Below are 12,279 nucleotides of genomic sequence, written 5' to 3' on the forward strand. Positions count from 1 at the left end.
TTTCCGCAGCGCTCGAGGTGTGACGCCAGCGGAGCAAGTAGACGCGCGCAGTCGACGCACGGCCGGCCCCATCGTCTAGTGGTCTAGGACACGGCCCTCTCAAGGCTGAAACACGGGTTCGAACCCCGTTGGGGCCACCACACCTTTTGCACACGCGCCGACGACGCCGGTGACCACCGGCGACACCGTGCCCGGCCCCTCGAAGGTGTAGAACCCGTCGCCGGGCGAGAATACCAAGCGCCCCGCTAGGAGCGCGCGGAGGGCGCGGCGCGCCTCGGATGGCTCCTGCCGCAACATCCCCTGCCAATCGGCGAGGATCTCGCGCATCAGGTCAAGGACGTGCGCCACGTCGCTAGGCTCGCGCCGCCGCGCCGCCTGGCGCTCCAGCGCGGCCAACTCCGCGCGCAGGGAGCCCGGGCGGCGCTCGCGCTCATGAAGAGCGGCCACGAGGGCGGGGAGATCCCACCGGCGGCGACCGCGCCGCGCGCCGCGCCAGTTCGGCGTCCAGCCGCGCCAACTCCGCACGCAGCGCGGCCCCTTGCGCCTCGTGACCGTTCGGCTCCGGGCGCGCCATGGCCTTGTAGAACGCCGTCTCTAGGACCTCCACCCGGAGGACGTCACGCTCGACGGCCGCGAGCACCGCCGCATCGGCGTCGTCGAGTCGGACCTCAAGCCTGTTCGCGCACACCGCATCCTCCCGCAGGTGGCGCGTCATGGAGCCGTAGAACGGGGATCTGTCGCCGGTGGCCGCGGGGGCCGTGGGCCCGCTTGAGCACCGCCATGGAGCCGTTGCACCGGGAACACGCCCCGAAGCCTGTCAGCAGATACGGCGACCCGACGCCGTTCGCCGGGCGGCCGAACGCGCGGCCCCAGGTGCGCTCGCGGTAGACCGCTGCTGCGGCCTGAATGCGTGTGCGCGTGGCCTGCCAGAATGGGGCGTCGACGATCGCCAGCTCGGGCAGCGTGACGCGCACGATATCGCTCGCCGCCTGTTCGCGCCGCGTCCGCGTGACGTGATGGGCGGCATCAGCGCGCTACTAGCTTCGCCGAGCGCGCTCAAGGCGAGAGCGTTCCCGGGGCCAGCCCGTGATACAGCAAAGCGAACTTCACCATCACGCGGCAACAAGCGATCGGTGAAGAGGGGAGGGGAGCGCGATGCGGCTGTACATCGTGGCAGAACAAACGGAGCCGATTGACGTCCAACTGCTCGCGGACTCGCGGCCGGTCGATCTGACAGGCGCGACCACGACTCGTTCTGCGCGATAGGGCGGGGACGGCGGTCGACACGAGCAGCGGGGCCATCACGATCTTGGACGCCCCGGCCGGGAAGGTGCGATATAGCCCGCCGCCCGCGCTCTTCGATGCGAGCCGCGGTCCCTACCTAGCGCGGTGGCGCGTCGTGGATGCGGCGACGCGCGTGAGCTTTTGGCCACCCCGGGAGGCGGCCCACTGGTTCGTCGGTCGCTAGGACGCTACGAGCTACGCATCGGAGGTGATTTCGTGCGTCACGTTATCAACCACAACGAGGCAGTCCAAGTAAGTAAGCGAAGGCTCTGTAGGGTATTTGTCCCGCCCGAACGCTTTCCAGCTCTCCGTGTACAGAGCATCAGCTTCAGCTCGGGAGTTCCAGAGATAGATTCCGCCGACCGAGTTCCCATCTTTCGATAGATACTTCGGCACTGTGCTTAGGAAGATCCTTTGTGCCCCGTCCCGCGTGATGGGCGTCGGCAACTCGTACGTGAGACTGTGAGAGACGCCTAACGCCAGCTTCAGCGGCGGCGCCGAGCAACGCGAGGCGCTGACCGTTGAAAGCTGCAGTTAGACGTCACGCCGTTCATCCCCCGCCTTTAGCAGACCCGCTTGACGGAGTACTGCGGCGTGATCCCAGTAGATGCGCTCAGACGCGAGCTTGTCGCCGCGAAACTGTACGACTACCACCACGTCTATCGCGATCTTCTTCGCCGTCGGCGGTACATTCGGCAACAGCCATGGCATCGGCTTACTGTGGGTAAACGTGAGGCGGAGTTCATCCACGAGTTGTCCTGGTCCGACGACACGGTTCACGGCCGTCATCTGTAGGTCCTCAGGCCATGAAGGAATGAAGTCATCGCGATAGAAAGCCCGCAAAGCATCCTTACCACGGCCCCCGGTGTTCACCGGCATATGGTTGACGTAGGCATCTTCGACCATCGTGGCGAGGGTCGCCTCGACGTCCTTGCTCTCGAACTCCCCTTTGATGTGCTCCGCCCACAAGTGCTCAAGCTGTTGCGGTGAGAGAGTTGCATTAACCGCTTCTTGGCGCTTCATTTTCCAGCCCCTTCCCTGAGGTATGCGGACCCAACGGTTATCGTCTCGTTCTGCGTCTTGCTTCTGACGGCTAAGTAGAAGTATCTGGGTTAGCAACGCGGGGGTTGCGAGAGCGGGCTCGGATAGCATGCCTGGCCACCCTCCTCGGACGGAGAATACTCCATTCGACCGGTCTTTGGCCGCCGTGCCCGGGGGGCGGGAGCGGCAATACACGGACCCGTGTAGCGAGCCAGGGCGTGCGAGATGCGGGCGGGCGCGGTCACAGGCCAGGAGGTCGTGCGCCGCCTGTGCCCGGATACGGCTTCGGCTCACCATCGAGAGGGCCACGCGCGCCCGCCGCCGCCGCGGTAGATTTACGAGGCAGGCTAGGTTTGCGCTATCCTCTTAACGTCATGCATATCCGGTTTCCATCGAGGCGCGAACTCAAGGCGATGACGCCTGAGCAGCGCGAGGAGTTGGCGAATCGGATCGCGGATAGCGCGTACGTGCGCGGCAAGTACATTCGGCACTACGCGGAAGGGATCGGGAAGGCTGGCGAGGTGCTCTCGCCGGTGTGGGAATTGATCGCGTGGCGGCGCTTCCCGTGATGGCCGCTGTTGCTCCTCATCGCGATCTTCATGGGGCTCTGCCTCTATCTCTTCCTCCGCAAGGCGTAGGGCGAGACAGGCGAGCCACCGCGGTCTCATCACGGCGAAGTATCACTGTGACGCGTGCGAGCAGCCCTTCGTGTTGGTGCGACAGGCCGTCAACTAATCTACTTCTCCGCTTTCTCCGCGGCGGCCAACGCGCGGTCAATGGCGCGAACCGCACCGGGCGCGGCGTCGAGAGCGAGCGCACGCAGCAGCAACCCTTCGGCCCTCGAACCCCGGAAGAGGTAGCGCCCTCGGCTGGCCGGTCTCACTTCCGGGGCGACGACGAGACACCGGGTCAGCGGCGTGCCCTTCACCGCCGACTTCAACAGCGCGAGGTAATCGTCCTCGCTCAGCTCGACCTGGAAGGGCGGCATCATGGGCTGGATCGGCGGCGCCGCTCGGCTTCCAAGAGGCTCGCGCAGCCGAGATGCAACCGGATCGTGCGCCCATCGCGCGACTCGAACTCGTATTCGACTTGCGAGCGGCTAATGGCCTCTCCGCACCCGTCACAGGGCTTCTCGCTCCCGAAGCCCGCCCACATGCGCGCGGGCGGCTCGAGCGGCAGTCGACCATCCTCGACCTTCGCGCGAATCTTGCCGGGCGCGTCAGGGGAGAACGGCATGGCATAGGCATAATGGGTATCAAGAATAACGAGCGCCAGCCGCTACAGGTGCGTGTCGATCGATGATCGCCTGGCCCTCCCGCAAGCCGAGCTGGAATTTTGGCTCGCGCTCCTGACCATCGCGGGCTCGCTGTGGTGAGTGTGGCTCGGACGGAAGTGAACGGGGAGCGCGCAAAGGGCGTCCAATCCCGTTGGGGCCACCAAATTGCTTCTGTTGGTGGTGTCTGTTCCGCGCGTCAGGCGATCGCGCGCTCCAGCCGCCGGGCGACCTCCTGCTTGGGCTGCACGCCCACGATGCGATCAATCTCCCGCCCGCCCTTGAGCACCAACAAGGTGGGGATGCTGCGGAGATCGAAGCGGGCCGCCGTCTGCGGATTCTCGTCCACGTTGAGCTTGGCGACCCGCACGCGGCCCGCCATTTCCTTCGCCAGCTCCTCGATCATCGGCGCGATCATCCGGCATGGGCCGCACCACGGCGCCCACGCGTCCATCAGCACCGGCACAGGCGAGCGCTCGACGTCGGCCGAGAACGTGGCATCCGTCACGGTGAGCGGCCTGATGTCGACCAGCAGGGAGGCCTTGCACTTCCCGCATACAGGTTGAGACCCTTGCTCGAGCTTGTCCAGGGGGACTCGGTTGGTAGTGCCGCATGCGGGACAACCGATCAGCCGTGTCTCAGCCATGTCTTCCCTCCTCCCGCGTATAAGCTACGCGACCCGGCGGGGATTTGCACGGGGGCTCCATGTTCCGGCCGAACCAGCGCGTGACGGTCGACCTGTCCGGACTGATCATCCAGGGAGTCTCGTTCAGTCAGAACATCCAAGAGGCTCGGCACATCCTCCAGCAGCTCTCCACCGATCCCCCCGTCTACAAGGTCGAGCTCCTCTTCAGCTTCAAGGGGGTCAAGCGCGTGGACGTTCCGGAAGAGCGGATCCGGCCGAGCTGAGCGTGACCGTGCACTGAGACGCGAGGGAGCGGATCCTTGATGTTGACATCGACTCGGGCGCCGCGTAACCTCCGCTCGATGGTCCGCCGCGACAGCTCTCGATCAGCCCCCCGGTGGCTGCTGTCGATGATGGTCGCGCTGCTCGTCCTCGGCCATGTCTGCGAGCTACCTGCCTACGCCGGACTTGTGATCTCGCCGCACACCGTCGAGGGTCGCTCGGCCGACGGCCATGGGCACGAGCCCGAGATGTCATGTGATCCCGTGGACGCGGTGTCGAACACGACTCCCGTCCAGGTGATGGGGCCGGTCCTCGAGACCGTTCAGGCGCTTTCAGCCAGCAGCCCGCTGTCGGGCGGGCTGATCACGCCGTCGTCAATCGAGCGCTCCACAAGACTACCAAGTCGACCGCCGTTGTTCGTGTTGTACGCGTCCCTCCTGATCTAGTCTCTCTCTTCTCCGCAATCTCGGTTCGCGCCCTCGGTTCTCGAAATCTGTTCCGGGCTCGACTCTGCCCGGGCGTGAATCTGTCCATCGCACAGGAGGACTTTGTGACTCGAACGCGAGCGTCCGTCGTGGTCGTGATAATGGGGCTAGCGATGTCAGGCACCTGGCTCGCGGGGCTCGCGCTCCGGAGCGCGCAGGCGCAGGGACAGCAGGCGCCGGTCAGCGGGCCGAAGGCCGCCCAACCGGGCCACAAGCATGGGAGCGGCGGCCATGGCGATCACGACCATCCCGCGGTTCCCGCCGCATATACCAATGCGCACATTCCGGTCCACGTGTGGACCGACCCCAAGATGATCGCAAAAGGCAAAGAGATCTTCACCGCCAAGTGCGCCCTCTGCCACGGCGAGACGGGGGACGGCAAGGGGCCCGGCTCAACCAGCCTTCCGCTCAAGCCGGCCGATCTCACCGACGGGAAGATGGTCGCCGAGATGGCGGGGAACTTCTGGGTCTGGCGTGTCAGCGAGGGCGGGTTGGTCGAGCCGTTCAAGTCGAAGGGCTCCACGATGCCGGCGTGGAAGGGAGAGCTGTCGATGAACGACCGCTGGGCCGTGATCGCCTATGCGCACACGCTGTCCGGCCACCGCGGGCCGCACGTCGCCAGCGAGCACCCGGAGCTGGCGCCCAAGCCCAAGTTCGTCACGGGGGAGGGGACAGTGACGGCCGTGGCGCCTCGGAAGCAGCAGGTCGTGCTGGAGCATGGCGAGATCAAGGGCTTCATGGAGGCCATGACGATGGGCTACAAGGTCGATCCCGCTTCGCTCCTCACACGAGTCAAGCCAGGAGACAAGGTTCGCTTCACCATCGACACCGAGGCGCGGGCGATCACGAAGATCGAGACCCTGAAGGACTGAGGGCAAGGTCATGTCGACCCGCCTGACGCGTCGTCGAAGTCAGGTCTTGGTGGCCGTTGCCGCATTGATGCTCTCTGGATGTGCGGGCTATCAACTGGAGCCGCTGGCCTTGAGCCATCCCGCGCATCCCGATGCTCCCGCGGCGCCCGAGCGGACGGCCTCGCAGACCCTCGCCTACACGGGGTCGGACGTTCCAACGGCTCGCCAGATCTCTAGCGTGGCGGCCACCTCGCGGGTCGCGCCAGGGCCACGACCGGCCCAAGGGGAGGCCCCGCAGCGCGTTGTCGGTGAAGGCGAGGTCGTGGCCACAGTTCCCAATGCGGGCCAGATCGTGGTCGAGCATGGCGAGATCAAGGGGTTCATGGAAGCGATGACGATGGGCTATCGGGTGGACCCGCCCTCTCTCCTTGCGGGCTTGGAGGAGGGCGACAAAATTCGGTTCACGCTCGATGTGCAACGCAGAGCTATCGTCGAAATCGAGAAGCTGAAGTAGGAAAGGAGCGATCGGATGGCGGTGCGAGGGACGGTCTGGATGGGCCTTTTGCTCCTTGGTCTCACGGGCTGTGCCTCGGTGAACCTCAGCGCCGGCTTCCCGGAAATCGGCGCGGCGGTGGAGGAACGCTCGGCGACTCGGATCGTGTGGAACCGAGGCAGCGCGGTGGACCAGGAGGCGACCGAGCAAGTGCGGTCCTTGCTGGAGCGGCGGCTGACTGCCGATGACGCGGTGCAGATCGCGATGCTGAACAATCGCGAGCTCCAGGCGATCTACAGCGACCTCGGCTTGGCGCAGGCCGATCTGGTCCAATCGGGGCTGTTCAAGAATCCGGTCCTTGACGCCGCGATCCTGTTCCCTCTTTCGGGGGTCCGGCCTGATCTCCAGCTGAGCGTGGTCGTGAACTTGCTCGACGCGCTCTACGTGCCGCTTCGGAAGCGGGTAGCCGCCGCTCAGTTCGAGGAGGCCAAGCTTCGCGTCACCGGCGCCGTGCTCGACTTCACGGCCGAGGTTCGCCGTGCGTTCTACGTGCACCAGGCGAATGAGCAGATGGTGGAGCTGCGCCGCACGATCGTCCAGGCGCTCACGGCCTCGCTGGACGTGAGCCGACGGCTCCACGCGGCGGGCAACATCTCCGACCTCGACCTGGTTCGCGACCGCGTGCAGGCGGAAGCGTCCAAGGTGATGCTGCGCTCCGCCGAGAGCGATGCGCAGCAGAGCCGCGAGCAACTCAATACGTTGCTAGGCGCCTGGGGCGAGGACACGGCGTGGGAGATCGACGGGCGTATGCCCGACATCCCGGCGGAGCCCCTGCTGGTGAATGGCGTCGAGCACGTAGCCCTGGCGCGTAGCCTTGACCTGTCGCATGCCAGGCAACGGATCATCGTGGCCGGGCAGCAACTGGGCTACAGCCGGGCGAGTGCCCTGATCCCCGACGTGGACCTTGGGGCAAGCGCGGAGAGGGAAGGCGGAGAAGGGTGGAAGGTGGGGCCGGCGATCACGATCCCCCTGCCCCTCTTCGACCAGGGGCAAGCGCGGATCGCCCGGGCGGCGACGGAGCTGCGGCGCGCTCAGCAGGAGTACTACGCCCTAGGAGTGCGGATCCGGTCCACGGCTCGCGCCGTCCAGGAGCGAATCGCCAGTGCGCGGGATCGCGCGCTCTACTACCGGGACATTCTGCTGCCCTTGCGGGAGCGGATCGTCAACGAGGGCCAGCTGCACTACAACGCCATGCAGATCGGGATCTTTCAGTTGCTGCGCGACCGGGAGCAGCAGATCGAGACCGGCGTCGCCTACGTCGAGGCGCTGCGAGACTACTGGCTGGCTCGAGCTGATCTCGCGCAGATTGCCAGTGGTCGTGTGCCGGCGCCGAATGGCGGCCGGGTCGGCGGGAGGGGCGGGCAAATGAAGGTAAACGAGAGAGAAGGGCACTAAAGGGGAGCACGACGTGGCGAACAGACTATCGCGGAGGCAGATCCTCGGGATCGGGGCAGGCTCGGTCGCCGCCGGCGCTGCCTGGACGGAGGCCGGTCACTCGAAGAGCCACAACCAACCGCCGGGAGGGCGGGCGAAGGAGACGGGCGGCCGCGCGTACTGGCAAGAGTCATACAGTGGGGGGCCGCCCAATGTGGCGCCCCTGGCGCCCGGATTGCCAGGAGATCACTACAAGCCGGTCGTGGTCCCGAATGGCGCGGCGCTGCCGTTCAAGATCGTCGGTGGCGTGAAGGTATTTCATCTGGTCGCGGAGGAGGTTGACCATGCGTTCGACTCCGGCCTCCGCGCAAACTGCTGGGGATACAACGGTCGCGTGAACAGCACCGTCATCGAGGCCGTGGAGGGCGAACGGATCCGGATCTACGTGACGAATCGGTTGCCGGTCGCGACCTCGGTCCATTGGCATGGGATCTACCTTCCCAACGGCATGGACGGCGTCGGAGGACTCACGCAGCCGTACGTCAAGGTCGGGGAAACAGTGAAGTACGAATGGACGCTGCGGCAGTATGGGAGCTTCATGTTCCACTCTCACCACGACGAGATGACCCAGATGGGGATGGGCATGATCGGCATGTTCATCGTCCACCCCCGGAACCCGTCGCCGGACTATCGCGTGGACCGCGACTTCTCGCTCATGATCAGTGAGTGGGCCGTGAAGGCGGGAACCGCGCGTCCGAACACGGTCGAGATGACGGACTTCAACGTCTTGACGATCAATGGCAAGGTGTTTCCCTCGACGGCGCCGTTGGTCTGCAAGACCGGGGACCGGGTCAGGCTGCGCCTGGGCAATCTGGGCGCCATGGACCATCACCCGATGCACATCCACGGGTACCACTTTCGGATTACCGCGACGGACGGACAAGACATCCCGCTGTCGGCGCAATGGCCGGAGACGACCGTGCTGGTCGCGGTGGGGCAGACGCGCAACGTCGAGTTCGTCGCCGACGCTCCGGGAGACTGGGCATTTCACTGCCACATGACCCATCACGTGATGAATCAGATGGGCCATGAGTTCCCGAACATGGTGGGGGTGAACCCCCAGGGCATCGACGAGAAGATCCGGCCGCTGCTCCCGGCGTACATGACCCACGGGCACACCGGGATGGACATGGGCAAGATGGCCGAAGTCATGCCGTACCCTCCGAACACCATCTCGATGAAGGGGGCGACCGGGCCTTTCGGAGACTACATCTCGATGGGAGGCCTCTTCACGATCGTCAAGGTACGCGATGACCTAGCAAGCTACGAGGGAGATCCGGGCTGGTATCAGCAGCCGTCCGGGACCGTCGCACTCAAGGCGAACGATGACGATCTGGCGCGCGACGGAATCGATGTGAATGACGGTGCCGCGTCCCCGGCCCCGCGGTCGGGGGGAACGGGGCCGCCGGCACCGAACCGTGGCCACCGCCACTGACAGACGAGGTGCGAAGGAAGGCAAGGCGATGAGTCACCCTCACGAAGGTCATGAGCGACGTATGGCCGGGAAGCCCGGGCGGATCTTCAGTCAGGAGTTCAAGGAAGCCGCGGTGCTACGCATCGTGGTGGGGGGCGAGCGAGTCTCCGTAGACCTGGGCAGGGTCGAAGAAGAAGCCCCCGAGATCACATGACTCTCGGGGGCTTCGTGTTAGCGGTGCCGCGACGGATGAAACAATCGTGGGGCGCCACGCTGATCCGACGCGCCCGGCACGTGCTCTATTGAGTCGACCCTTCGCCCATCCGCTCGGCAAGCGTACGAGTTATGATGGCTCGCCCGACCGCGCGCCTCACGAGGGCCCGCTTCACGGCGCGCTTCTTCACCGCGCGCCTCACCACCGCCCGCTTCACCGCGCGCTTCTTCACCGCGCGCCTCACCACCGCCCGCTTCACCGCCCGCCTGGCCACTGCCTTCTTGGCTCGCTTTCGCACTCTCGCCTCCTTGTGATTTTCCCGACGCTCGCGGGAACGCCCCGCGCGCGGCCGCCGCCACATGTCGGGTGGCTGGACAATTCGAAACCGAGGCGAACCAAGAGTCGCCTGGCATCCGTGCCGCGCGAAATGGGACCTTGGTCCCATCGAGCCCAGGCATGTGGCCGCTCAGCCTGATCGCCGCCGTGGACGAGGTGGACCGTGTGCGGATTCGACCGCAGGGTGGTGGCCGCTAAGGCGGCGCAAGCTCGGAGCGTCGAGCTACTCACTGGGGCTGTCCAGGCTGCAGGAACGATACGCGGCGATCTTCGAGCGGTGGTCCGGCGCCGCATGAGCCGTACGCGGGGTGGCCCCACCAGGGGCCCGCGAGGCCTCTAGCGCGCGCCCCTGGGCCGCGCGGGATCGCTCGCGCCATTGCCGTTGGGGGCCGCCCCGCCGTTTCGGAGCGTCCGGTTCGCAATGGCGAGAAGCTCGGGCTCGGCGCTCATTCCGCGGAGGCGCTCGTAGAGAGCCTGCGCTGCCGCACCGTCTCCGCGCGCGACCTGGCATTGGAGCGCGCCCACCAGAGCGCGAGGCTCGGCGGTCGACCCCTTGGTCAAGGCCGCCGCCGCCAGGTACAGATTGACGCAGTCCGCGTATTCTCCGGTGCCGTGAAAGATCTCGGCGATGCGGACCGCCGCCTCTTCGCTCGTCGCGCCGTCAAGGCTCCGGGCGAGGTCGTCGTCCTGTGGGAGGAGCTTCCGGTACGCGGAGATCGCCTCCGGAATCTCGCCGAGCGCGAGCAGGGACTGGCCGGCGCCCCGCAGAGCCGGCCGTGACCATTTCGAGCCCTGCACCAGATATGCCGCCGTCATGTACCACTCCAGGGCGGCCGCATGCTGCTTCTCGATGGTCAAGCTTCGCGCGATGCGGTACGCCGCCTCCGCGGCGATCTCGCCCTCGCCCTGACGAACCACGCGCCCCAGAATCTCGCGGGCCCGCGCCCTCTCCCCAAACTCTTCGAGCAGCGCGGCATGCGCAAGCAGGCTCTCTGGGGAGCGCTCGAGACGCGGATAGTCACTGAGCAGCCGATCGTAGGAGGCCAGAGCGTCGCGGCGGCGGCCGCCGCCTTCGTCGATCTGGGCGAGCAAGAGCAGCGCGCGCGGGCTCGCCTCATCGTCGGCGGCCACCGCCAGCTCGCACTGGGCGCGCGCCTGGTCGGCGGCATTCGTTCGGAACAGTGCCTCGGCGAACTCCACCCGCGCCGTCCCACTGAGCGGCGTGCTCGGATAGCGCGCAAAGAGCAGCGGAACGAGCTTTTCATAGACTCGGCGCGCGAGAGGCCATTGCCCGTTGGCCGCGGCCGCTCCAGCGACCCGGCCCAGCAGCGCGGCGGCGGCAGGATAGGAAGGAAAACCGTCGACAAGATCGCCGGTCAGCCGGGCGACGACGGGATCGGACCAGCCGCGTTTTGCGGCCGCGAGCAGCACGAAGCCGTGGACCAGGTAGGGCGTGTCCTTCGACACCTGCCCGTTGCGCGCGCCGGCGACGAACATCTCGATCGGCTCGACCGGCGGGCCTCCTCCGCTGCCGGCACCGACGCTCGCAGGCGTTGCGCCCAAGCGCGCCTCGAGGCCGGTTTGCGCTTGGTGACTCGCGAGCGCGTCGATCAAGCGGACGCGGGTGTCGATGGCCTGGGGCTGGTTGGACCGCACGAGCTCGTCGAGCTCGCGAGTCGCTTCACTCTCGCGGCCCGCGCGAAGCGCCAGGAGGGCCCGGCTGACTCTCGCCGCTCCCGCGTAGGGCGTTGATGGATAGCGTGTGATGACCCTCTGGAACAGGGTGTCCGCGGTCGCCACGTCGCCCGACCCGCTTGCAACCTCGGCGGCAAGCTCGATGGCGAGTGGAACGCGAGTATCGCTGGGGAACCTGTCCTCGAAGCGCGTCCATGCGCGAACCGCCCCGTCGCGGTTGCCTCGCCGAAGTTCGGCCCAGCCCAGCCCGAATGCCGCGCTGGGTGCTTCCGGCCCCGTGTCGTGTGAGGACAAGATCGCGCCATAGTGGCCGGCGGCGACGTCGTAGAGGTGCATCTCATAGGCGGCCTGGCCCGCGACCAGGAGCGCGGCTGATCGGCCGGCCGGGGGCGCGCTGCTCTGCAACACCAACTCGGCGTTGTGCCGCGCCCGGTAGAAATTGCCGGCCCTCAGGTCAGCCTGGGCCTGATCCAGTATCGTTTCCCATGCCACTACTGCGCCAGCGCCGCCGCCTGGCCCGCCATCACTTCCGCCAACCCCGGCGCCACTCGCCGCACCGGCGCCACTGCCTGCGCCCGCACCGCTACCTGCGCCAGCGCCTGCGCCCGCACCACCGCCCGCTCCGCCGCCGGCGCCACCACCCGCGCCACCGCCGGCACCGCCACCCGCACCGCCGCCGGCGCCACCACCCGCACCACCGCCCGCGCCGCCGCCGGCACCGCCACCCGCACCGCCGCCGGCACCACCGCCCGCGCCGCCGCCGGCACCGCCACCCCCACCGCCGCCGGCGCC

14 protein-coding genes and 1 tRNA gene are annotated in these 12,279 nt (G+C 67.0%); 9 read left to right on the plus strand and 6 right to left on the minus strand.

Annotated features, from left to right (window positions below):
• Positions 1 to 64: 64 nt before the first annotated feature.
• Positions 65 to 140 (plus strand) — tRNA-Glu (locus VFX14_16190).
• Between the two features lie 290 nt (positions 141 to 430).
• Here VFX14_16190 and VFX14_16195 read toward each other — a convergent pair.
• Both VFX14_16195 and VFX14_16200 read right to left on the minus strand, forming a co-directional pair.
• Positions 431 to 715: a hypothetical protein gene (locus tag VFX14_16195; GenBank protein ID HEU5191226.1), complete on the minus strand. Its 285-nt coding sequence runs from the start codon at positions 713 to 715 to the stop codon at positions 431 to 433.
• 1,103 nt (positions 716 to 1,818) lie between these two features.
• A complete protein-coding gene (locus VFX14_16200) occupies positions 1,819 to 2,307 on the minus strand; it encodes an ester cyclase (GenBank protein ID HEU5191227.1) in 489 nt (162 codons plus the stop codon).
• Positions 2,308 to 2,738: 431 nt separating this feature from the next.
• Between VFX14_16200 and VFX14_16205 the strand changes: the two genes are divergently transcribed.
• The gene (locus VFX14_16205) at positions 2,739 to 2,894 is read left to right on the plus strand and encodes a hypothetical protein (protein HEU5191228.1); all 156 of its coding nucleotides are present in this window, start codon (positions 2,739 to 2,741) and stop codon (positions 2,892 to 2,894) included.
• Between the two features lie 167 nt (positions 2,895 to 3,061).
• Here VFX14_16205 and VFX14_16210 read toward each other — a convergent pair whose 3' ends face one another.
• Both VFX14_16210 and trxA read right to left on the minus strand, forming a co-directional pair.
• Positions 3,062 to 3,316, minus strand: coding sequence for a hypothetical protein (locus VFX14_16210; GenBank protein HEU5191229.1), 255 nt, complete (start codon positions 3,314 to 3,316; stop codon positions 3,062 to 3,064).
• 481 nt (positions 3,317 to 3,797) lie between these two features.
• Positions 3,798 to 4,244 carry a thioredoxin gene (gene trxA, locus VFX14_16215; GenBank protein ID HEU5191230.1) on the minus strand — a complete coding sequence of 149 codons (447 nt, stop codon included), beginning with the start codon at positions 4,242 to 4,244 and terminating at the stop codon, positions 3,798 to 3,800.
• A gap of 59 nt (positions 4,245 to 4,303) precedes the next feature.
• Here trxA and VFX14_16220 point away from each other — a divergent pair, with 59 nt between their 5' ends.
• From VFX14_16220 to VFX14_16250, 7 genes are all read left to right on the plus strand, one after another.
• A complete protein-coding gene (locus VFX14_16220) occupies positions 4,304 to 4,507 on the plus strand; it encodes a hypothetical protein (protein ID HEU5191231.1) in 204 nt (67 codons plus the stop codon).
• Between the two features lie 126 nt (positions 4,508 to 4,633).
• Positions 4,634 to 4,951, plus strand: coding sequence for a hypothetical protein (locus tag VFX14_16225; protein HEU5191232.1), 318 nt, complete (start codon positions 4,634 to 4,636; stop codon positions 4,949 to 4,951).
• 152 nt (positions 4,952 to 5,103) lie between these two features.
• Positions 5,104 to 5,862, plus strand: coding sequence for a copper-binding protein (locus tag VFX14_16230; protein HEU5191233.1), 759 nt, complete (start codon positions 5,104 to 5,106; stop codon positions 5,860 to 5,862).
• A 10-nt stretch (positions 5,863 to 5,872) separates the two neighbouring features.
• Entirely contained in the window at positions 5,873 to 6,355 is a 483-nt protein-coding gene (locus tag VFX14_16235; protein ID HEU5191234.1) for a copper-binding protein, read from the plus strand.
• Positions 6,356 to 6,370: 15 nt separating this feature from the next.
• Positions 6,371 to 7,789, plus strand: a complete 1,419-nt coding sequence (locus tag VFX14_16240; GenBank protein HEU5191235.1) for a TolC family protein — start codon at positions 6,371 to 6,373, stop codon at positions 7,787 to 7,789.
• 13 nt (positions 7,790 to 7,802) lie between these two features.
• The gene (locus tag VFX14_16245) at positions 7,803 to 9,263 is read left to right on the plus strand and encodes a copper oxidase (protein HEU5191236.1); all 1,461 of its coding nucleotides are present in this window, start codon (positions 7,803 to 7,805) and stop codon (positions 9,261 to 9,263) included.
• Between the two features lie 327 nt (positions 9,264 to 9,590).
• Entirely contained in the window at positions 9,591 to 9,770 is a 180-nt protein-coding gene (locus VFX14_16250; GenBank protein HEU5191237.1) for a hypothetical protein, read from the plus strand.
• 358 nt (positions 9,771 to 10,128) lie between these two features.
• Here the strand turns inward: VFX14_16250 and VFX14_16255 are convergent, their stop codons facing one another.
• Together VFX14_16255 and VFX14_16260 are read right to left on the minus strand one after the other, a co-directional pair.
• Complete coding sequence (locus tag VFX14_16255; GenBank protein HEU5191238.1) at positions 10,129 to 11,979, minus strand: tetratricopeptide repeat protein; 1,851 nt, start codon at positions 11,977 to 11,979, stop codon at positions 10,129 to 10,131.
• Positions 11,979 to 12,279: hypothetical protein (locus VFX14_16260; GenBank protein ID HEU5191239.1), on the minus strand; the 301-nt coding region annotated here is incomplete at its 5' end. The genes VFX14_16255 and VFX14_16260, both read right to left, overlap by 1 nt.

The organism is Candidatus Methylomirabilota bacterium, from assembly GCA_035764725.1.
In the GTDB taxonomy this organism is placed as follows: Bacteria; Methylomirabilota; Methylomirabilia; order Rokubacteriales; family CSP1-6; genus DASRWT01.